21 protein-coding genes and 1 tRNA gene are annotated in these 19494 nt (G+C 60.2%); 13 read left to right on the top strand and 9 right to left on the bottom strand.

The genetic code is table 11. The annotated features are described in order from the left end of the window. A complete protein-coding gene (locus tag NCHOL11_RS05385) occupies positions 1-846 on the top strand; it encodes a glycosyltransferase (RefSeq protein WP_097091395.1) in 846 nt (281 codons plus the stop codon). Here NCHOL11_RS05385 and NCHOL11_RS05380 read toward each other — a convergent pair. Continuing rightward, a complete protein-coding gene (locus NCHOL11_RS05380; RefSeq protein WP_097091394.1) occupies positions 843-2174 on the bottom strand; it encodes an MFS transporter in 1332 nt (443 codons plus the stop codon). The two genes, NCHOL11_RS05385 and NCHOL11_RS05380, sit on opposite strands and share 4 nt — an antisense overlap. A gap of 166 nt (positions 2175-2340) precedes the next feature. Here NCHOL11_RS05380 and cyoA point away from each other — a divergent pair, with 166 nt between their 5' ends. The 7 genes from cyoA (at position 2341) to NCHOL11_RS05345 (ending at position 9282) form a co-directional block, all read left to right on the top strand. Then, entirely contained in the window at positions 2341-3492 is a 1152-nt protein-coding gene (gene cyoA, locus NCHOL11_RS05375) for a ubiquinol oxidase subunit II (protein WP_097092750.1), read from the top strand. 174 nt (positions 3493-3666) lie between these two features. Continuing rightward, positions 3667-5685 carry a cytochrome o ubiquinol oxidase subunit I gene (gene cyoB, locus NCHOL11_RS05370; protein WP_097091393.1) on the top strand — a complete coding sequence of 673 codons (2019 nt, stop codon included), beginning with the start codon at positions 3667-3669 and terminating at the stop codon, positions 5683-5685. 4 nt (positions 5686-5689) lie between these two features. After that, a complete protein-coding gene (gene cyoC, locus NCHOL11_RS05365) occupies positions 5690-6334 on the top strand; it encodes a cytochrome o ubiquinol oxidase subunit III (protein ID WP_097091392.1) in 645 nt (214 codons plus the stop codon). Next, positions 6331-6723: a cytochrome o ubiquinol oxidase subunit IV gene (gene cyoD / locus NCHOL11_RS05360; RefSeq protein WP_097091391.1), complete on the top strand. Its 393-nt coding sequence runs from the start codon at positions 6331-6333 to the stop codon at positions 6721-6723. The genes cyoC and cyoD overlap by 4 nt, the downstream gene beginning before the upstream one ends. A 50-nt stretch (positions 6724-6773) precedes the next feature. Then, a complete protein-coding gene (locus NCHOL11_RS05355; RefSeq protein ID WP_097092749.1) occupies positions 6774-7436 on the top strand; it encodes an SURF1 family protein in 663 nt (220 codons plus the stop codon). Continuing rightward, entirely contained in the window at positions 7433-8749 is a 1317-nt protein-coding gene (locus NCHOL11_RS05350; protein WP_255254725.1) for an ATP-binding protein, read from the top strand. Before NCHOL11_RS05355 ends, NCHOL11_RS05350 begins: the two co-directional genes overlap by 4 nt. After that, complete coding sequence (locus NCHOL11_RS05345; RefSeq protein ID WP_097092748.1) at positions 8749-9282, top strand: response regulator transcription factor; 534 nt, start codon at positions 8749-8751, stop codon at positions 9280-9282. Before NCHOL11_RS05350 ends, NCHOL11_RS05345 begins: the two co-directional genes overlap by 1 nt. A 12-nt stretch (positions 9283-9294) precedes the next feature. On the opposite strand, the gene NCHOL11_RS05340 is transcribed toward NCHOL11_RS05345, so the two are convergent. Then, positions 9295-9368: transfer RNA gene (locus NCHOL11_RS05340), tRNA-Gly, on the bottom strand. 218 nt (positions 9369-9586) lie between these two features. On the opposite strand from NCHOL11_RS05340, the gene NCHOL11_RS05335 reads away from it, so the two are divergent. Both NCHOL11_RS05335 and NCHOL11_RS05330 read left to right on the top strand, forming a co-directional pair. Then, positions 9587-11551, top strand: a complete 1965-nt coding sequence (locus NCHOL11_RS05335) for a hybrid sensor histidine kinase/response regulator (RefSeq protein WP_097091389.1) — start codon at positions 9587-9589, stop codon at positions 11549-11551. A 176-nt stretch (positions 11552-11727) separates the two neighbouring features. Then, entirely contained in the window at positions 11728-12618 is an 891-nt protein-coding gene (locus NCHOL11_RS05330; RefSeq protein ID WP_255254724.1) for an alpha/beta fold hydrolase, read from the top strand. Here NCHOL11_RS05330 and NCHOL11_RS05325 read toward each other — a convergent pair. The 3 genes from NCHOL11_RS05325 to epsC all read right to left on the bottom strand — a co-directional run bounded on the left by NCHOL11_RS05325 (position 12601) and on the right by epsC (position 14691). Then, the gene (locus tag NCHOL11_RS05325; RefSeq protein WP_097091387.1) at positions 12601-13545 is read right to left on the bottom strand and encodes an NAD(P)H-dependent flavin oxidoreductase; all 945 of its coding nucleotides are present in this window, start codon (positions 13543-13545) and stop codon (positions 12601-12603) included. The genes NCHOL11_RS05330 and NCHOL11_RS05325 overlap by 18 nt on opposite strands. 82 nt (positions 13546-13627) lie before the next feature. Further along, entirely contained in the window at positions 13628-13972 is a 345-nt protein-coding gene (locus NCHOL11_RS05320) for a DUF2794 domain-containing protein (RefSeq protein WP_097091386.1), read from the bottom strand. Next, positions 13969-14691 carry a serine O-acetyltransferase EpsC gene (gene epsC / locus NCHOL11_RS05315; RefSeq protein ID WP_097092747.1) on the bottom strand — a complete coding sequence of 241 codons (723 nt, stop codon included), beginning with the start codon at positions 14689-14691 and terminating at the stop codon, positions 13969-13971. Before epsC ends, NCHOL11_RS05320 begins: the two co-directional genes overlap by 4 nt. Before the next feature lie 157 nt (positions 14692-14848). Here epsC and NCHOL11_RS05310 point away from each other — a divergent pair, with 157 nt between their 5' ends. After that, positions 14849-15622 carry a sulfite exporter TauE/SafE family protein gene (locus tag NCHOL11_RS05310; protein WP_097091385.1) on the top strand — a complete coding sequence of 258 codons (774 nt, stop codon included), beginning with the start codon at positions 14849-14851 and terminating at the stop codon, positions 15620-15622. A 39-nt stretch (positions 15623-15661) separates the two neighbouring features. After that, positions 15662-16588 (top strand): hydrogen peroxide-inducible genes activator, encoded by a 927-nt coding sequence (locus NCHOL11_RS05305; RefSeq protein WP_097091384.1) that lies wholly within the window; start codon positions 15662-15664, stop codon positions 16586-16588. Between the two features lie 2 nt (positions 16589-16590). On the opposite strand, the gene NCHOL11_RS05300 is transcribed toward NCHOL11_RS05305, so the two are convergent. The 3 genes from NCHOL11_RS05300 to pgsA are packed head-to-tail and all read right to left on the bottom strand — an operon-like array spanning position 16591 to position 17858. Further along, a complete protein-coding gene (locus NCHOL11_RS05300; protein WP_097091383.1) occupies positions 16591-17034 on the bottom strand; it encodes a molybdenum cofactor biosynthesis protein MoaE in 444 nt (147 codons plus the stop codon). Continuing rightward, positions 17031-17291 (bottom strand): MoaD/ThiS family protein, encoded by a 261-nt coding sequence (locus tag NCHOL11_RS05295; protein ID WP_097091382.1) that lies wholly within the window; start codon positions 17289-17291, stop codon positions 17031-17033. Before NCHOL11_RS05295 ends, NCHOL11_RS05300 begins: the two co-directional genes overlap by 4 nt. A 3-nt stretch (positions 17292-17294) precedes the next feature. After that, positions 17295-17858 (bottom strand): CDP-diacylglycerol--glycerol-3-phosphate 3-phosphatidyltransferase, encoded by a 564-nt coding sequence (gene pgsA, locus NCHOL11_RS05290; protein WP_097091381.1) that lies wholly within the window; start codon positions 17856-17858, stop codon positions 17295-17297. A gap of 145 nt (positions 17859-18003) precedes the next feature. On the opposite strand from pgsA, the gene NCHOL11_RS05285 reads away from it, so the two are divergent. Continuing rightward, on the top strand, positions 18004-19299 hold the full coding sequence (locus NCHOL11_RS05285) for an MFS transporter (RefSeq protein ID WP_097091380.1): 1296 nt from the start codon (positions 18004-18006) through the stop codon (positions 19297-19299). A 10-nt stretch (positions 19300-19309) separates the two neighbouring features. Here the strand turns inward: NCHOL11_RS05285 and NCHOL11_RS18325 are convergent, their stop codons facing one another. After that, complete coding sequence (locus tag NCHOL11_RS18325) at positions 19310-19492, bottom strand: hypothetical protein (RefSeq protein ID WP_097091379.1); 183 nt, start codon at positions 19490-19492, stop codon at positions 19310-19312. Positions 19493-19494: the final 2 nt, after the last annotated feature.

Here is a 19494-nt window from a genome sequence, read left to right as displayed (position 1 = left end):
ATGGCTATTGCCGTCGGCATCTTCGCCCATCAGGAAGAACGGCGGATCGGCACATGTCTTGCCTCGCTCCCGCTGGATCGGGCGGACACCGTCTATCATGTCCTCGTAAACGGCTCGACCGACGCCACGGCTGTGCGCGCTCGGGAAGAAGCGGCAGGGCGAGCCAATATCCATGTCCATGACATCGCTCGGGGCGGCAAGTCGCGGACCTGGAACCACCTCATCCATGATCTGCTCGACGGAAACGACAAAGCCGTCATCCTCCTTGATGGTGATGCCCACATCGCATCCGGCTCCATCGACGCATTGGCGCGGGCTGTAGGACAGGAAGGCATCAATGCAGCAGCTGGCATGCCGCTCAACGGCCGCATGGCTGCGCATTACCGCCATCTTCTGACCACGGACGGCGGCCTGTTTGGCGATCTCTATGCGCTTTCAGGCCAATTCGTGAACCGCATCCGCGACCGCGGCTTGCGACTGCCCGATGATCTGATCGGTGACGATGGCCTCGTCGCGGCCTGGGCTCATACCGACCTTCAAACCGACGCCGCTTGGCAGCGTGACCGCGTCTTCGCTTGTGAAGAGGCAGGTTTCCTCTGCGAACCGGTGCGCCTCACTAACCCATCAAGCTGGCGCATGCAGTATAGGCGGATGACCAACTATTCGTTGCGCTTCTTCCAGAACCGCATCGTCTCGGACATCATGGATCGCGAAGGGCCAGATGGCCTGCCGCGCGAACTGCGCAGCCTCTACGCCGCATGGCTCCCCCGCCTCGCTCCCCGCTCCGGCCCGACTGGCTGGTTCGACCGTAAGGCACTAGAGCGGATGCGGCAAGCGGCGGCTTAGCGGTCCTTGCCCGCCAGCTCCTTGTTGATGAACAACGCCAGCCCCGTCACAACCGCGCCGGAGAAAAGATAAGCGCCCGACGCCGCCAGCCCGAACGTGACCGACAGCGCCAGCGCCACCAGCGGCGCAAAGCCAGCGCCCACCAACCATGCAAGGTCCGAAGTCAGCGCCGACCCGGTATAGCGCGTCGCCGTCGAGAAATTGGAGGCGACCACGCCCGAAGACTGGCCAAAGCTCAATCCCAGCAGCATGAACCCCAGGATCATGAAGGCGATCTCCGCCAGCTCACCGCCATCGAGCAGCAGCGGCGCGGCGATGCTGAATATCCCGATGCCCGCCGCCGACCATGCCAGCAGCTTGCGCCGTCCCACCATGTCGGCGACAAACCCCGACACGATGATCGCCAGCACGCCGACGCTTGCGCCGATCGCCTCGATCACCAGGAAGCGTTCCAGCGGCTGCTTCGTGTAAAGCGCGATCCACGACAGCGGGAACACCGACACCATGTGGAACAGCGCAAAGCTCGCCAGCGGGGCGAAGGCGCCGATCACGATGTTCCGCCCGTCCGTCCGCACCGTCTCCAGCACGGGCGAAGGCTGCAACTCCCGCGCTTCGAACAGCCGCTCGAACTCATGCGTCACCACGATCCGCAACCGCGCGAACAGCGCCACCACGTTGATCGCGAACGCCACGAAGAACGGATAGCGCCACCCCCACGCCAGGAAATCCGCGTCCGATAGCACGGACAGGAAGAAAGCGAACAGCCCGCTCGCCACCAGCAGCGCCAGCGGCGCGCCGAGCTGCGGCATCATCGCGTACCAGCCACGCTTGTTCTGCGGCGCATTGAGCGACAGCAGCGACGCAAGCCCGTCCCATGTCCCGCCGAGCGCCACGCCCTGCCCAGCCCGGAACACCGCCAGCAGCACCGCCGACCATATGCCGATCGTGTCATAGCCCGGCAGGAAAGCGATGAACGCCGTCGATCCGCCGAGCAGGAACAGCGCGATGGTGAGCTTCACGCCCCGCCCATAAGCCCTGTCCACCGCCATGAAGATGAACGACCCGATCGGCCGCGTCACGAATGCCAGCGCAAAGATGGCGAAGGACCAGAGCGTCCCCTCCAAGGGGCTCAAATAGGGAAAGACCAGCGCCGGAAACACGATGCACGACGCGATCGCATAGACGAAGAAGTCGAAAAATTCCGACGTCCGCCCGATGATCACGCCGATCGCGATTTCGCCCGGCGCGACCTTGTGATCTCGCGCGGTGACGAGGCGTGCGTCGCGCTCCATCTGCGTGGAGGATGGCGTGGTGGTCGCGGCGTTCATCGGTCGGGGCAAGCCTTCATGCTGCGGGAACGATCCATGCCCAACATCGTTGCAGCATAGCGAATCGCCCCGGTGGTCGAAAGGCCATTGCCCTATTTTGCGCCTGCGAGGGGATAGGACAAAAGGTCCAATGTCGATCGCCACTCCACCCCCTTATGCGGGCATCATGACCGCACGTCCTCGCCTCCTTTCCCGAGCTTTTCCGCGCCGACTCGCGCCCTTGCTGCTGCTGCCGCTCGGCGCGTGCAACTGGGTGGTCATGTCGCCGGCAGGCGATGTCGCAGTGCAGCAGCGCGATCTGATCATCATCTCTACCCTGCTCATGCTGCTCATCATCCTGCCGGTGATGGCCACCACCATCTGGTTCGCATGGCGCTACCGGGAAAAGGCGCAGGCGAAGGATTATGATCCCGATTGGGACCATTCGACCAGCCTTGAGCTGCTGATCTGGTCAGCCCCGCTGCTGATCATCATCGCGCTCGGCGCCATCACCTGGACCAGCACCCACCTGCTCGATCCCTACCGCCCGATCGAACGCATCGATCATGAGCGCAAGGTCGATCCCGCCGCCAAGCGACTTCAGGTCGAAGTGGTCGCGCTCGATTGGAAATGGCTGTTTATCTATCCTGAACTCGGCATCGCCACGGTGAACGAACTCGCCGCGCCCGTCGATCAGCCGATCGAGTTCAAGATCACCTCCGCGACGCTCATGAACAGCTTCTTCGTGCCCGCCCTCGCGGGACAAATCTACGCCATGCCCGGCATGCAGACGGTGCTTCACGCCGTCGCCAACAAACCGGGCAATTTCGAAGGCTTCTCCGCCAACTATTCCGGCGCGGGCTTCTCCAACATGCGCTTCCGCTTCAAGGCGATGGACCAGGCCGGGTTCGACAAATGGGTCGCGCAGGTGAAGTCCAGCAACGCGAAGCTCGACCGCGCCACCTATGTGAAGCTGGAACAGCCCAGCGAAAAGGTGCCGCCCATGTATTTCGCAGGCGTCGAGCCCAAGCTGTTCCACGCCGCAGTCAACATGTGCGCCCAGCCCGGCAAGCGCTGCATGGATGAGGTCATGATGACCGACATGCACGGCGGCGCGGGCAAGGAATCGGCGCATGACACCGAAGGGCTGCGTCATGACGGCACGATCGACGTGGGCGGCTACCATCCGGTGGAGCCTGGCAAGAAGGGCGAGATCGCCCAGCCTTCCGGCATGACGCCAGCCGCACAGCGCACGCCTGCCGAACGAGGCAACCAAGCGCCCGGACAGAAGGATGCCGATGGGCATGCGGGCGGTCATCATGGGCATGAGGGAATGTGAACGCCATGCCTTCTCCATCCCACCGTCATCCTGAACTTGTTTCAGGATCCATTATTCCACACGCGACTCCATTCTCGAAGGCGCAATGGATGCTGAAACAAGTTCAGCATGACGAAATATGCGGGGTGTCGCGCACCTCCCTTCCCCACCCATTCCCACCAAGGCCCTGACCCCATGTCCCCTCATCCCGCATCCGAAAATAGCGGCATCTGGAAACTGATCTTCGGTCGCCTCGACTGGAGCGCAGTGCCGGTCCATGAACCGATCGTCATGGGCACCTTCGTCGCTGTCGTGATCGGCGGCGTCGCGATCCTTGGCATCGTCACCAAATATCGCCTGTGGGGCTGGCTGTGGCGCGACTGGTTCACCACCGTCGATCACAAGCGCATCGGCATCATGTACATGATCCTCGGCCTCATCATGTTCCTGCGCGGTTTCGCCGACGCCATCATGATGCGCCTGCAACAGGCATGGGCGTTCAACGGGTCCGAAGGCTATCTGAACGCGCATCATTATGATCAGATCTTCACGGCGCACGGCGTCATCATGATCTTCTTCGTCGCAATGCCGATGATCACCGGGATCATGAACTATATGGTCCCGCTGCAAATCGGCGCCCGCGACGTCAGCTTCCCCTTCCTCAATAATTTCAGCTTCTGGATGACGACGGCGGGCGCTGTCATCACCATGATGTCGCTGTTCGTGGGTGAATTCGCGCGCACCGGCTGGCTCGCCTATCCGCCGCTGTCGGGTATCGCCTACAGTCCAGGGGTCGGCGTCGATTATTATATCTGGGGCCTTCAGATAGCAGGCATCGGCACGCTGTTATCGGGCGTCAACCTGATCGCGACCATCGTGAAGATGCGCGCGCCGGGCATGTCGATGATGAAGCTCCCGATCTTCGTCTGGACCTCGCTCTGCTCCAACATCCTGATCGTCGCCGCCTTCCCGGTGCTGACCGCCGTTCTCGCGCTGCTCAGCCTCGACCGCTATGTCGGCACGGCCTTCTTCACCAACGACATGGGCGGCAATCCCATGATGTATGTGAACCTCATCTGGATCTGGGGCCATCCGGAGGTCTACATCCTCATCCTGCCGCTGTTCGGCGTGTTCAGCGAAGTCACCTCGACCTTCTCGTCGAAGCGCCTCTTCGGCTATTCCTCGATGGTCTATGCGACGGTTGTCATCGCTATCTTGAGCTATCTCGTCTGGCTGCACCACTTCTTCACCATGGGCTCCGGCGCCAGCGTCAACAGCTTCTTCGGCATCACGACGATGGTCATTTCCATCCCGACCGGGGCCAAGCTCTTCAACTGGCTGTTCACCATGTATCGCGGCCGCATCCGGTTTGAACTGCCGATGATGTGGACGGTCGCCTTCATGCTGACCTTCGTGGTCGGCGGCATGACCGGCGTGCTGCTCGCGGTGCCACCTGCCGACTTCGTCCTGCACAACTCGCTGTTCCTGATCGCGCACTTCCACAATGTGATCATCGGCGGCGTGCTGTTCGGCCTGTTCGCGGCAATCAACTATTGGTGGCCAAAGGCGTTCGGCTTCAAGCTGGAGACCAAGTGGGGCAAGCGCAGCTTCTGGCTGTGGGTCGTCGGGTTCTGGGTGGCCTTCATGCCGCTCTATGTCCTGGGCCTGATGGGCGTCACCCGCCGCATGCGCGTGTTCGATGATCCAAGCTTGCAGATCTGGTTCCAGATCGCCGCGCTTGGCGCCGTCATGATCGCGGCCGGCATCGCCTGCATGTTCATCCAGTTCGCCGTCAGCATCATGAACCGTGACAAGCTGCGCGACACCACTGGCGATCCCTGGGATGGCCGGACGCTCGAATGGGCGACCAGCTCGCCGCCGCCGGACTATAACTTCGCCTTCACCCCCGTCATCCATGACGGCGATGCATGGGCGGACATGAAGAAGCGCGGCTACCAGCGTCCTGTCTCCGGCTTTGAACCGATCCACATGCCCAGCAACACGGGCACCGGCGTCATCCTTGCTGGGCTCTCCGTGGCCTTCGGCGTCGGCATGATCTGGTACATGTGGTGGCTCGCGGGCTTGAGCTTCATCGGCATCCTCGCCGTCGCGATCGGCCACACCTTCAACTACAAGCGCGACTTCTACATCCCCGAGGATGTGGTCGAAAGCACAGAGGGCGAGCGCACGCGCAGTCTCGCGATGCAGGGCTAACACCATGGCAAGCGCACCTACCGTAGACGCCGCTTTCCTCGACAAGGACGGCAATCCGCTCTTCCACCTGGAACATGAGCCTCATCATCCGGAAGGGTCCAGCACCATGCTGGGCTTCTGGATCTACCTGATGAGCGACTGCCTCATCTTCGCCTGCCTATTCGCGACCTATGCGGTCCTCGGCGGCAATTATGCGGCGGGTCCAGGCCCCAAGGATCTGTTCGACCTGCCGCTGGTGGCCCTCAACACAGCGATGCTGCTCTTCTCGTCCATCACCTATGGCTTTGCCATGCTGGCGATGGAAAAGAACCGGGTGGCTGCTACGCAGGGCTGGCTGGCCATCACCGGACTGTTCGGCCTCGCCTTCCTCGGCATCGAGCTCTACGAATTCGCCCACCTCATCCATGAAGGCGCGACCCCGATGCGGTCGGGCTTCCTGTCGGCCTTCTTCGCGCTGGTCGGCACGCACGGCCTGCACGTCACCTTCGGCATCATCTGGCTGGTGACGCTGATGGCGCAGGTCGCGAAAAAGGGCCTGATCCCCGCCAACCAGCGCCGCCTGATGTGCCTCAGCATGTTCTGGCACTTCCTCGACGTCGTCTGGATCGGCGTCTTCACCTTCGTCTATCTCATGGGGATGCTGCGATGAGCGCGCACGGCCACAGCCATCACGACGATCATCATGGGCAGGCGCCTGCCCATGGCACCTTCGGCAGCTACATGATCGGGTTCGGCCTGTCGGTCATCCTGACGGCCATCCCCTTCTGGCTCGTCATGACCGGGGTGCTGGGCGATCCGCAACTGACCGCCTTCACCATCATGGGCTTCGCGGTCGTTCAGATCCTGGTGCACATGATCTACTTCCTGCACATGAATACTCGGTCGGAAGGCGGCTGGACGATGCTGGCGCTGATCTTCACGATCGTGCTGGTCGTCATCACGCTCGCCGGCTCCATCTGGGTCATGTATCACCTCAATCACAATATGATGCCGCAGATGCAGGATATGAGCGTGCATGACATGAGCCAGATGCCGTGACAGACCATCCGCCCCGCCGTGGCTCGGCGGGGTTCCTGATCCTGTTCTCGATGGCCGCGCTTCTTGCGGTCGCGGGGCTGGTCAGCTTGGGGCTTTGGCAAGTGAATCGCCTCGCATGGAAGCGTGACCTGATCGAAAAGGTCGAAAGCCGCGTCCATGCAGCGCCCGTCCCCGCTCCTCCTTCGGCCAGCGGCGATGACGCCTATCGCCGCGTGATCGTGACTGGCCGGTTCCTGCACGGCCACGCGACTCTGGTGCAGGCATCGACCGCGCGCGGCGCAGGCTTTTGGGTCCTGACCCCGCTCGTCACGGATTGCGGCTTCACCCTGCTCGTCAACCGCGGCTTCGTGCCGCCGGAGGCTCGCGCCCGCTTTTCCAGGCCCGGCGGGCAAGTCCGCGTAACCGGGCTGATGCGGCTTAGCGAGCCGGGCGGCGGCTTCCTGCGCTCCAACGATCCTGCCGCAAACCGCTGGTATTCGCGCGATGTGGCGGCCATTGCCCGCGCGCGTCAGCTTCGCCCGCCGGTCGCCAATTATTTCATCGACGCCGAACGCAGCGGTTCTCCGGCATCGCTACCTGTGGGCGGCCTTACCGTCCTCACCTTCCCCAACAGCCATCTTTCCTACGCCCTTACATGGTTCGCGCTGGCGGCGATGGCGGCTGGCGCGTACATCTTCGTCATGCGCCAGTTGTGGAAGGAAAGACGGTCTTGAAAGGGTGGCTGTCCACCGGCGCCCGCCTGCTCCCCGGCCAATGGCCTGCGGATGCCGCCGGGCGCAAGAATATGGCGCTGCTCGCCCAGCTTCGCTGGATCGCCATAGCAGGGCAAGTCGCCACCATCCTTTTTGTGCATTGGGCCATGGGCATCCGCTTGCCCGTTGCCGCCATGCTGCTCGTCGCCTCGATCGCGGCGGCCGTCAATATCGCGACCTTCGCCACGCTGCGCCGCCGGACCGATGTGGCCCGTGCAGAGCTGTTCCTGGCGCTCGTCTTCGACGTGCTGTTGCTTACCACCCAGCTGTATCTCAGCGGCGGCGCGACCAATCCCTTCATCGCGCTCTACCTTCTCCAGGTGGCGCTCGGCGCCGTCCTGCTCGATCGCTGGAGCATCTGGGGCATCGTTCTCCTGTCCCTGCTCTGCGCCGCGATGCTGTCTCTCGTCTATCGGCCGCTGGATCTTACCGATGCGCTGGAGGGGCGCCTCTTCGATCTGCATATTCTCGGGACCTGGATCTGCCTCGCCATGATCGCGGTGCTGCTGGTCCTCTTCATGAGCCGCATGACCCGCAACCTTCAGGCGCGCGAGGCCTATCTCGCCCAGTTGCGCCAGCAAGCCGCTGAGGAAGAACATATCGTCCGCATGGGCCTCCTCGCATCCGGCGCCGCCCACGAACTCGGCACCCCCCTCTCCCAGCTCGCCGTCGTGCTGGGCGACTGGCGCCACATGCCCGAAATCATCGCCCACCCTTCCCTTCTCGAAGAGGTCGGCGAAATGCAGACCGCCGTCCAACGCTGCAAACAGATATTGACAGGCATTCTCATTTCCTCAGGAGAAGCCCGGGGCGAAGCTCCAAAAGTCACGCCAATTCGCGACTTCCTTCTTGAAATCGCCCAAAGCTGGCGCTCCACAAATCCCGGAATTCCCCTCCGCTGCGATTTCGGCCCCCACGATTATCCCCGCATCATCGCCGATCCCGTTATTCGCCAGGCCATCACAAATCTGCTCGACAACGCCCGCGAAGCTGGCGCCACCTATATCGATCTTCTGGTCGGGCGCGACAGCACATCGCTCAACATCGCCGTTCGTGACAATGGCAAGGGGTTCAGCGAACAGATGCTCGCCGATTTCGGCAAGCCCTACCGTTCGAGCAAGGGGAAGCAAGGCAGCGGCCTTGGCCTCTTCCTGGTCGTGAACGTGGTGCGTAAACTCGGCGGCAATGTATCCGCCAGCAACGGCGCGGACGGCGGCGCACTTGTCCTGCTCCGCCTTCCATTAAGCACCGTCGGATTGGAGGAGTCACGATGATGGCAGATGACCGGCTGCTCATCCTGGTCGAAGACGACGAGGCTTTTGTCAAAACCCTCAAGCGGTCCTTCGAGCGGCGCGGCTACCAAGTCCTGACCGCCGACAGCCACGCAGCGCTCGTGACGCTGCTCGAACAGCATCAGCCTCAATTTGCGGTAGTCGATTTAAAGCTCGGCGCAGAATCCGGCCTCGTCTGCGTCCAGACCCTCCACGCCCATGATCCCGAGACGCTGATCGTCGTCCTCACAGGTTTTGCCAGCATCGCGACAGCCGTCGAAGCGATCAAGCTCGGCGCATCCCATTATCTCGCCAAGCCTTCAAATACCGATGACATCGAAGCGGCATTCGCCCGCTCCTCTGGCGATCCATCGACGCCCCTCGCCCCGCGTCCGACATCGATCAAGACGCTCGAGTGGGAACATATCCATGAAGTGCTGAAGGACAGCGACTTCAACATATCCGAAGCGGCCCGCCGCCTCGGTATGCATCGCCGCACCCTGGCGCGAAAGCTCGCCAAGCGGCAGGTCGGTTGATGATGGACGACATGGAGCGGGTGAAGGGAATCGAACCCTCGTCACTTGCTTGGGAAGCAAATGCTCTACCATTGAGCTACACCCGCGCGCTGCCGGGAATTAGCCGCTGAACATTGCAAGGTCAACGACCTGGAACCTCAATTTCAAGCGGTCCGACCTTCAACTCCCTCAAACGTGGAAAAATATGCTTTAATTAATAGTGGGATGGCTGATGCCGCATTACAAAGCGGTTCGCTAACGGAACGATGGACGATCCGGCGTGTTTGATGGATTCGAGAAGATAGAATAACTTAATGGGGAAATTATGAGCACGGCGGCGCCGGAGTTCTCTGGAAACCGCTTCGAGTTGCTTGTCCAGAGCGTCACTGACTACGCGATCTACATGCTTTCGACCAATGGCACGATCGTCAGCTGGAATGCAGGCGCGCGCAGGTTCAAGGGATATGAGGCCGACGAAATCGTTGGTCAGCACTTTTCCCGCTTCTACACACCGGAAGATCAGGCAGCGGGCATTCCCGCTCTCGCACTGGAAACAGCCGAGCGGGATGGCCGGTTCGAAGCCGAAGGATGGCGCGTACGCAAGGACGGAGGCAGGTTCTGGGCCAGCGTCGTCATCGATCCGATCCGGGATCCCGGCGGCACGTTGATAGGTTTTGCCAAGGTTACACGCGATCTAACGGAACGCCGCGCTGCGGAAGATGCATTGAAGGCGAGCGAGGAACGATTTCGCCTGCTGGTCGAAAGCGTAACCGACTACGCCATCTACATGCTTGACGCTGTCGGCACGATAACCAGCTGGAATGCCGGAGCAGCACGGTTCAAGGGCTATACCGCCGACGAAATCCTAGGCCAGAATTTCTCCCGCTTCTATTCCGAAGAAGATCGGATGGCCGGAATTCCCTCCCGCGCCTTGGAGACTGCGTCGAGAGAGGGCCGGTTCGAAGCGGAAGGCTGGCGCATTCGCAAGGATGGCTCGCGCTTTTGGGCCAATGTCGTTATCGACGCCATTCGCAGCCCCATGGGTGAGCTGATAGGCTTTGCAAAGATCACACGCGACCTCACCGAACGGCGCGAAACCCAGTTGGCTTTGGAAGAAGCGCGGGAAGCCATCTTCCAGTCCCAGAAGATGGACGCGATCGGCAAGCTGACGGGCGGCGTCGCCCACGACTTCAATAACCTGCTCGCCGTCATCGTCGGAAGTCTGGATTTGGCGAGGCAGCGGCTCGAAACCGGGGGCGACATTTCACGCTACATCGACAATGCCATGACGGCAGCGGATCGAGGCGCCACCTTGACCCAACGCATGCTGGCGTTCGCGCGGCGTCAGGAACTGAAACTTGGCAGCGTCGACTGCATCGCGCTGGTCCGGAACATGGCCGGACTATTGAAATCCACTCTGGGATCGACGGTCACGATCGAAACCCGCTTTCCCCTTTCGCTCAGTTCGGCGCATGCTGATCCGGCGCAACTAGAACTGGCGTTGCTGAATTTGGCCGTCAATGCACGTGATGCCATGCCGGGTGGCGGCCGGATCATTGTCGAAGGCGCCGAAGCCCATTTGCTGGCAGAACAGCGGCCTGACCTGCCTACCGGACATTATGTACGCCTCTCCGTCATCGATGAAGGGGAAGGGATGGATGAGGATACGCTCGCGCGCGCCCGGGAGCCTTTCTTCACCACCAAGGGGATTGGCAAGGGAACTGGCTTGGGCCTGTCCATGGTCCACGGCTTTGCTGAGCAATGCGGTGGATCGCTGATCATCTCAAGCGAGCGCGGGAGCGGCACGACTGTCTCGCTTTGGCTCCCTGTCGCCAAAGAGGATGCAAATGCGACGGATGAGGAACGTCCCGCCCCGTCCATCCTCACCCTGAGCGATCAACCCTTGGTCATATTGGCCGTCGATGATGACGACCTGGTGCTGACGAACACCGCAGGTATGCTGGAGGAGTTGGGACATACGGTATTTCAGGCTGGTTCCGGCGCGGACGCGCTGCGCATGCTGGCCGAAGGCGAGGTAGACCTTGTCATCACCGACCACGCCATGCCCAATATGACAGGCGCGCAGCTGGCCGATGCGCTGGATGAAATTCATCCGGGTCTACCCGTCATCATCATCACGGGCTATGCCGAACTGCCGCCGCACGCCACCAAGCGGTTGCGGCTCGACAAGCCCTTCAAGCAAGCTGAACTGGCCCGCATGCTGTCTATTGCCCGTCATGAGTCCTCTGCTGAGCGCGTAATCCCGTTTGGACGATCCCCCGATTTTTGAGAGCTATGGCTAACTTAAATCTGCTCCCAAATTGGTACGGCAGGATGAGACCTTTGCTCATTATCGCCATCAATTCTCCCGAGAATCTGTTATAACAGCTGCGTTATGATGCAGCCGGTCCAGAATCGGGGAGCGCGCCTGAAAACATGAATATTACTCCCACTTTTGCATCACCCGTGAGCGAACATGCCGACCCCATTGCTCCGTTGAGCCCGACATCGCATTTCTTCACTTCGTTGCGTACTCGCCTCCATTATGTGGACTGGGGCAATCGGTCAGCCCCCACCTTGATCCTGGTTCACGGAGCGCTCGATCATGCGCGCAGCTGGGACTGGACAGCGCGTGCACTCGCGCGCGACTTCCATATCGTGGCCCTTGATCTTCGAGGCCATGGTGACAGCGCCTGGTCAGCCGCAGGGACCTATTCGATGGCGGATTTCGTCTATGATCTTGCGCAGCTTGTTGATCTGGTCAGCCGCGACAAGGTCATTCTGGTCGGCCATTCACTCGGAGGATCTATCGCCTTGCGCTATGCGGGGCTCTTCCCGGACCGCATAGACCGGTTGGTCGCCATCGAAGGACTTGGCCTTTCTCCCGATGCTCTTCAGGAAAAGGCCACCCATCCTGCTCCCGATCGCTGGCGCGAATGGATAGAGCGGCGTCGCGCAAGCGCTCGCAAACCCTCACGCAACTATCCTACGCTCGAGGCCGCCGTTGCGCGTATGCGAGAGAGAAACGACCATCTGTCAGGCGAGCAGGCGCTCCATCTGACCGCACACGGCGTCAATCGTAATGAAGACGGCAGCTATGAATGGAAGTTTGATCCTTATCTGCGCCATTTCCCGCCCCAGGACATGACGGACCATGATCTCCCTGATTTCTGGGAGCGGATCATTTGTCCCGTCCTGCTATGCCTGGGTCTGGACAGTTGGGCATCCAACCCGGTCGAGGACGGTAGGGCAGCCCATTTCCAGGATGCGCGGTTGGTGGAGTTTGCCGATGCAGGCCATTGGCTGCATCATGATCAATTCGACTCCTTCATGCGTGAATTACGCGCCTTCCTGTAGTTGGAACGCCATAACCGCGGCCCTGTATTGAGCTTTAAGCTCCTGAATGAGCAAAGCAGCGGGCTGAATTTTCTGAACCGCGCCTATTCCTTGACCCGCGCCCCATATGTCCCTCCAGGCCTTTTTGTCCTCTTCGGCCATGGAAGCGATGTCCATGTCTCTGGCTTGCGGCAACCTGTCTGCATCGAAACCAGCTGCCGTGATGCTAGGCCGTAGGTAATTGCCGAGGACGCCGGTAAAATAGTCGGAATAGACGATGTCGCCTGAACTGCTGTCCACGATCATCTGCTTGTATCTTTGGTCCGCATTCGCCTCTTCGGTCGCAATGAAAGCTGACCCCATATAGGCCAAATCAGCCCCCATCATCTGGGCGGCGGCGATCGAACGGCCCGTCGCGATGGCCCCCGACAAGATCAAAGGACCATCAAACCAGGCGCGGATTTCCTCGACCAGGGCGAATGGCGACAAAGTACCTGCATGGCCCCCTGCCCCCGCCGCAACCGCGATCAGTCCGTCAGCCCCCTTTTCGACGGCCTTCCTGGCGAACATATTGTTGATGACATCATGGAGGACGATGCCACCATAGCTGTGCACAGCCTCATTGACGTCAGTGCGGGCGCCTAAAGAGGTGATCACAACCGGAACGCGATATTTCACGCAGAGCGCAAGATCTTCTTCCAGCCGGGCGTTCGTTTTATGGACAATGAGGTTGACGGCGAATGGCGCGTCCTGATCAGTCAGTTCGCGGTTCAGAAGTTGAAGCCAATCCTCGAATACACCTGAAGGCCGGGCGTTGAGGGACGGGAAGGATCCCACGATCCCGGCCCTGCACTGTGCGACTACCAGCGCGGGCTGGGAGACGATGAACATCGGCGACGCGATCAGTGGCAATGATAAGCGTTCTCGAAGCAGCGCCGGCAAGGTCATTAACAATCCTATCAGTTGTCCGATCTTGCGGAAGGCCGAGCCGTGCGCCTGTGGATCGGGTATATGAGACGCACGAGCGCAGCTAGTCGTTAACGATCTTGAGCAATCTGCGTTCTACAGGGGCAAGAATGCCCTGCAGTTCGGTCCCACGCTTCAAAATGCCGCCTGCTTCCCCGATCAGGGCCCACATTCCCTGGCGATGGCGAAGCGAGGGCCGTTTTTCAATGCGATATTCAGGACGTTCGGCTGCTCTGCGAAACGCCGAAAAGACGGCGGCATCACGGCCCAGATCAATTGCATAGTCACGCCAGTGCCCGGCTGAAACCATGCGGCCGTAAAGGTCCATGATGCGCTGCAACTCCAAACGATCAAACCCCGTTTGCCCCGCTGCGGAGGCTTTGGAGGGGAACGGGGTCACGTTGGTCATGAGGCGCGACCACGCTCCCTGAACAGAGGGATGTCATCATCGGGACTAAGCGACCCTTCTTTCTTTTGTTCAAGAAGTTCCGCCAGCCGCTTCTGCAACTGTTCAACTTCATGCTGAAGCTGCTCCAGCTTATGCTTTTCAGGATCGTAGCAGTCGCTGCAGGGCGTGCCATAAGGTAGGAACTCACGACGATAGGCCGTGACGTCGACCAGCATCTGGCGGGCAGGAATGCCAACCATTGTAGCACCTTCAGGCACATCTTTCGTGACCACGGCGTTGGCGCCCACGCGTGCCCTTGGGCCAACATGTACAGGGCCGAGCACCTGCGCGCCTGAACCCACGATCACCCCGTCGGCAAGCGTCGGATGGCGCTTTCCGGCAATGCCATTCGCAGGATCTGTGCCGCCAAGGGTTACATTCTGATAGAGGGTAACATCATCCCCGATCTCTGCGGTTTCCCCGATGACCGTGAACCCATGATCAATGAAGAAACGCTTGCCGATGCGCGCGCCTGGATGAATGTCGTTTCCGGTAAGAAACCGGGAAAAATGATTGACGGCACGCGCCAGGAAATAAAGCCGCGCGCGATAAAGGCCATGCGCGACCCGATGAAATCCGAGCGACCAAACACCCGGATAAAGGAGGATTTCAGCCCGGGAACGTGGAGCTGGATCACGGGATTTGACCGAGTCCAAATAGCCGATAAGATTGCGTAACATGCAGCGGCCCCTGAAAATCGAAGGGTCATACATAAGGCCACGGCCAAGTTTTTTCCAGATGTCGGCTATTTCGGCTTCTGACCATAAAACAGAATGTTTCTTGGCGTGCCATGATATACCTATCACTGCGGTAGACAATCAACCAGGGGCCCCTTGAATGACCGATCCCGTTCTCGCTCATCTCAGCGAACTCCTACCGTTCATTCTCATTGGGTTTGGAGCCCAGATGATCGACGGTGCGCTGGGGATGGCGTACGGCGTTATCTCAAGCACCCTGCTTTTGGCGCTGGGCGTACCACCTAGCCGCGCGTCGGCAAGCGTTCACGCGGCAGAGACATTCACGACGGCAGTTTCAGCGATAAGTCACATCGCGCACCGGAATGTTGATTGGCGACTTTTCGCTCGCCTCATCATTCCCGGCGTCATCGGCGGCGTAACGGGGGCGTATATCCTCTCGAACATCGATGGTTCAGTGATAAAGCCCTTCGTTCAAGTCTACCTGACCGCGATCGGGATTTATCTGATCTGGCGCGGCTTCCACCTGCCGCCGCAACCGCGCGATCCGAAATGGGTAGCGCCCCTCGGGTTGGTTGGCGGCTTCATGGACGCGACAGGAGGCGGTGGCTGGGGTCCGATCGTGACATCGAATTTGCTTATTCAGGGGTCAAGCCCGCGCCATACTATCGGGACGGTCAACTCTGTCGAGTTCGTACTGACCCTCTCGATCAGCCTGACCTTCATCCTGCATCTGGGGTGGCAAGCTTTCACGACCTACACCGTTGGCCTCCTGCTAGGCGGCATCATCGCTGCACCCTTTGGCGCGATGCTCGCCCGCCATGTCGCACCGCGCATGCTATTCACGGCAGTTGGAACGATCCTGACGCTCACATCCTTGTTCGGCGTCGCCAAATGGCTTGGATATATCGGTTAATGCTCTTATCTTCGCCGTTCTGATCGAGAAAGGCGATTGATGTCGAGCTACATGCCAACGCTCAAGCAGCTGCAATATCTTGTGGCGCTGAAGCAGCATGGGCATTTCGGCAAGGCAGCGGACAGCTGCTATGTGACACAGTCCACGCTTTCCGCGGGCATTCGAGAGCTTGAATCGCTCATCGGTGTGACCCTGGTTGAGCGAACACGAAGGGTTGTTCGCTTTACTGCCTTGGGCGATCGCATAGTCGAGAAGGCGCATCGCGTCTTGCGTGAAGCGGAAGAACTGGCCGCCATCGCCGAAGCATCGGGGAAGCCGCTCACGGGCGAGTTACGCATGAGCGTGATTCCGACGATCGCGCCATTCCTGCTGCCCCGGCTGCTCCCACGGCTGCGGGCGGACAGGCCCGAACTCAAGCTCTACCTTCGGGAAGAGACAACGCAAACAGCTATCGAATCGCTGCGCCACGGGAATGTTGATTGCGTTCTCCTGGCCCTGCCTTTCCCGACTGGCGAACTGGACAGCGAACTGCTTTTCCAAGACCGGTTATATGTCGCCTTCCCACAGGATGATCCACGCGACCCGCCCGAATGGATCGCGCCGGACATGATCGATGAAACAAAGCTGCTTCTGCTGGAAGACGGGCACTGCCTGAAGGACCATGCGTTGGCGGCCTGCAACCGGCCGGAAATTCGTTCAAGCGCCATGATGATGGGGACGTCCCTGCACACGCTGGTGCAGATGGTCGATAACGGCCTTGGCATGACTATCATGCCGGAAATGGCGATCGCCGGCGGTATATTGGATCATACCCAGATCACCGCGCGCCCTTTGCGATCCGACCGGTCACATCGCGACATCGCTTTGGTCTGGCGCAAGAACAGTCCGAGGGAGAAGGAATTTCGCCTCCTGGCCGAACTATTGCGAGATGCTGCCGATCTCCCGCAATCCAGCGCCGCCGCCTGATCTTAGCGGGTCCAGCCTCTGGCTTTCGCCTCGTCCTCGACACGCGCTTCGACCCAGTTGGCTCCGCCGTCAGGGAAATATTCCTTTTTCCAAAACGGCGCTTCGGACTTCAACCAGTCGATAAGGAAGGCGCAGCTTTCCAGAGCAGCCGATCTGTGGCGCGATGCCGTTCCGACAAAAACTATATGTTCGCCCGGCTTTAGTCGTCCAAAGCGATGGATGACGCGCACGCCTAGCAGCGGCCAGCGATCCATCGCTTCGTCAACTATCCGCTCGACCTGAGCAGCTGTCATCGCTGGATAGTGATGAAGCTCCAACGCCACCAAGTCATTTTCTCCACGCACAACGCCGGTGAAGCTAGCGACGGCGCCCCCACCTGCCGCTTCGAGCAACGCGAGTTCAGCACCAGCGTCAAAGCCTTCTTCTTGGATGGAGACCCGGCTCATCCGCCGGTGACCGGCGGGAAGATTGCCAGCTCCAGCGCTTCACCGACCAGGCTGTCCAGCGGTACGAACCGCTGGTCCAGCGCAGCGCGCAATCGTAACTGGTCACCCAATGCTTGGCCGTAGCCGCCGTCACGGGCCGCCAGTTGTTCGATCAGGTCAGCTACCGTCACGCCTGCCGGAGGTTGATCGACTTGCTCGCTATCGCAGCCGATGATCTCCCGGACCCAAGCGAAGTAGAGGATGTCGAGCTTAGCCACCCCTCAATCCATATGCTTGATGCCGACGCGCAGATAGTCCCATCCGGTGATCAGCGTCAGTATGGCAGCCGCCCACAGCGTAGCGATCCCCAGCAACTGCACCAACGGGAAGGCTGGCACCGCGCCCGCAAATATCAATGCGCCCAAAGCGATAAGCTGAAACGCCGTTTTCCACTTCGCCAAGCGGGAGACGGGGACCGAAACCTGGAGCCCGGCCAAAAATTCGCGAAGGCCCGACACCGCGATTTCGCGCAGCAGAATGATCATGGCGGCCGCGATGTGAATACCCGCGATATCCCGGGTTGCTGCCAACATCAGGATAACCGCGCCGACCATGATCTTGTCTGCGATAGGATCAAGGAAAACGCCCAGCTTCGACACAGTACCCTGCGCTCGCGCCAGATAGCCGTCAAAATAGTCGGTAATGCCCATCAGGCAGTAAAGAGCGAATGCCAGGGCATAGCCAGTCGTCCAACGCGCACCGACCTCTGCAGGCCACAGCAACGCGACCAGCAAAGGCACAGTCAATATCCGCGAAAGCGTCAGCAAATTGGGCAGCGTCAGCATGGGCGCGGACTGCCACAGTCCGCAGCGTTGTACAAGCAGCGGTGGAGAGGCTGGGATCGCTTATTGTCCGGATGGGTTGGACAGTCGCAGCCGCAGCCGCTAGACCGCGCTCCGCTCGTCCACAGCGAAGAAGACCTTCTTGCCTATGCAAGCCTCCCTCAGGCTCCTTAACAAGCGACGTTTTCTGCCGCTTTTCATCACTCAGCTGCTCGGCGCCTTCAACGACAATCTGTTCAAGAACGCGATGGTCCTGTTCGTCGTGTACAGCGTCTATAATGACGAGCGGTCCGAGACCTGGTTCAGCGCCTTGGCGACCGGCATATTCATCCTGCCTTTCTTTCTCCTTTCGGCACTCTCAGGGCAGCTTGCCGATCAGCGGGACAAGGCGGTCATCATCCGTTACGTCAAAGCGGCGGAAATCGTCATAATGCTGGTTGGCGCAGCGGGCCTCGCTTTGATCTGGAGCGGCATCGCGATCCATAGCCTCGCGATCCCGCTGCTGCTTTGTGCTCTCTTTGCTATGGGGGTTCACTCGACATTCTTCGGCCCGATCAAATACGCGATTCTCCCTCAACACCTGCATGATGACGAAGTTCTCGGCGGCACGGGCCTGGTCGAGGCAGGGACCTATATAGCCATTCTCGCCGGCACCATCCTGGCAGGCATCATTCCAGTCGAGGTTGCCGCGATCGGCATCGTTGTGACAGCCGCCATCGGATATGTGGCAGGCAGGGAAGTACCGCCCGCGCCATCGCTGCTTGGGCGACAGCCGATCGACTTCCACATCATCCGATCATCAGTCACGCTGGTGCGCGGCACCATGCACATCCGCCGCCTGTTTCTGGCGATCATGGCGATCAGCTTGTTCTGGGCGGTTGGATCGATACTTTTTATCCAGTTCCCCCCACTCGTCAAAAATGTGCTGTCGGCGGACAAGCCCGTGGCGAGCCTGTTCCTCGCGATCTTTTCCGTTGGGATCGCCATTGGTTCGATCGCCATCAATCGCCTGCTGAAAGGGCATGTGTCTGCCCGCTATGCGCCAGCTGCCGTCATCGGCATGGGTCTGTGCATCATTGCCTTCCACATCGTGTGCGACTTGTGGACGCCGGCGGCTGGCGGCGGCATGCTCTCGCTTCAAGGCTTTCTGGCCCATCCGCTGGCGCTTGCATTGTCGGCATGCCTGCTAGGCGTAGCGACGTTCGGCGGCATGTTCGTGGTCCCGCTTTACGCCTTTCTCACCACGACGGTCGAAAAGTGTGAAGCCGCCCGGACTGTAGCGGCTAACAACATCGTGAATTCCGGGGCCATGGTGCTGGGGTCGCTCTTTGCCATCAGCCTCAGCATCGCGGGCATGTCCGTCGTCAATCAGTTGCTGCTGGTTGCTGTCCTATGCCTTCCTTGCGCCTGGCTGGCCTGGAGGCTTCACAAGGCCTGCGACTGATCAAGTCGTCCTAAAAGATGAAGCTGTAGAAGGCCGTGAAAAAGGCGCAGAAGCTGAGAAGGAAAAGCTTCCAATCGCTATCGTCTGACGCCGAAACCGAACTCACCTGCACTGTCAGCACATGGCGCGGCAAGGCCTGGCGGAAAGGATGACGCGAGGATTCGTTGGTAAGGATCAGCGGACGTGTTCGCATAG

The organism is Novosphingobium sp. Chol11 (assembly GCF_900218065.1).
Taxonomy (GTDB): domain Bacteria; phylum Pseudomonadota; class Alphaproteobacteria; order Sphingomonadales; family Sphingomonadaceae; genus Sphingobium; species Sphingobium agri.
This window is presented reverse-complemented; position numbering and strand designations above follow the sequence as displayed.

What these genes read in the sequence shown, in the direction of transcription:
- NCHOL11_RS05380 (WP_097091394.1), bottom strand. Translation starts at nt 2,174, where the DNA reads ATGAACGCCGCGACCACCACGCCATCCTCCACGCAGATGGAGCGCGAC.
- cyoC (WP_097091392.1), top strand. Translation starts at nt 5,690, where the DNA reads ATGGCAAGCGCACCTACCGTAGACGCCGCTTTCCTCGACAAGGACGGC.
- NCHOL11_RS05335 (WP_097091389.1), top strand. Translation starts at nt 9,587, where the DNA reads ATGAGCACGGCGGCGCCGGAGTTCTCTGGAAACCGCTTCGAGTTGCTT.
- NCHOL11_RS05310 (WP_097091385.1), top strand. Translation starts at nt 14,849, where the DNA reads ATGACCGATCCCGTTCTCGCTCATCTCAGCGAACTCCTACCGTTCATT.
- NCHOL11_RS05345 (WP_097092748.1), top strand. Translation starts at nt 8,749, where the DNA reads ATGGCAGATGACCGGCTGCTCATCCTGGTCGAAGACGACGAGGCTTTT.
- cyoD (WP_097091391.1), top strand. Translation starts at nt 6,331, where the DNA reads ATGAGCGCGCACGGCCACAGCCATCACGACGATCATCATGGGCAGGCG.
- NCHOL11_RS05300 (WP_097091383.1), bottom strand. Translation starts at nt 17,034, where the DNA reads ATGAGCCGGGTCTCCATCCAAGAAGAAGGCTTTGACGCTGGTGCTGAA.
- epsC (WP_097092747.1), bottom strand. Translation starts at nt 14,691, where the DNA reads ATGTTACGCAATCTTATCGGCTATTTGGACTCGGTCAAATCCCGTGAT.
- NCHOL11_RS05285 (WP_097091380.1), top strand. Translation starts at nt 18,004, where the DNA reads ATGCAAGCCTCCCTCAGGCTCCTTAACAAGCGACGTTTTCTGCCGCTT.
- NCHOL11_RS18325 (WP_097091379.1), bottom strand. Translation starts at nt 19,492, where the DNA reads ATGCGAACACGTCCGCTGATCCTTACCAACGAATCCTCGCGTCATCCT.
- NCHOL11_RS05320 (WP_097091386.1), bottom strand. Translation starts at nt 13,972, where the DNA reads ATGACCAACGTGACCCCGTTCCCCTCCAAAGCCTCCGCAGCGGGGCAA.
- pgsA (WP_097091381.1), bottom strand. Translation starts at nt 17,858, where the DNA reads ATGCTGACGCTGCCCAATTTGCTGACGCTTTCGCGGATATTGACTGTG.
- NCHOL11_RS05325 (WP_097091387.1), bottom strand. Translation starts at nt 13,545, where the DNA reads ATGACCTTGCCGGCGCTGCTTCGAGAACGCTTATCATTGCCACTGATC.
- cyoA (WP_097092750.1), top strand. Translation starts at nt 2,341, where the DNA reads ATGACCGCACGTCCTCGCCTCCTTTCCCGAGCTTTTCCGCGCCGACTC.
- NCHOL11_RS05355 (WP_097092749.1), top strand. Translation starts at nt 6,774, where the DNA reads ATGGCCGCGCTTCTTGCGGTCGCGGGGCTGGTCAGCTTGGGGCTTTGG.
- NCHOL11_RS05305 (WP_097091384.1), top strand. Translation starts at nt 15,662, where the DNA reads ATGTCGAGCTACATGCCAACGCTCAAGCAGCTGCAATATCTTGTGGCG.
- cyoB (WP_097091393.1), top strand. Translation starts at nt 3,667, where the DNA reads ATGTCCCCTCATCCCGCATCCGAAAATAGCGGCATCTGGAAACTGATC.
- NCHOL11_RS05385 (WP_097091395.1), top strand. Translation starts at nt 1, where the DNA reads ATGGCTATTGCCGTCGGCATCTTCGCCCATCAGGAAGAACGGCGGATC.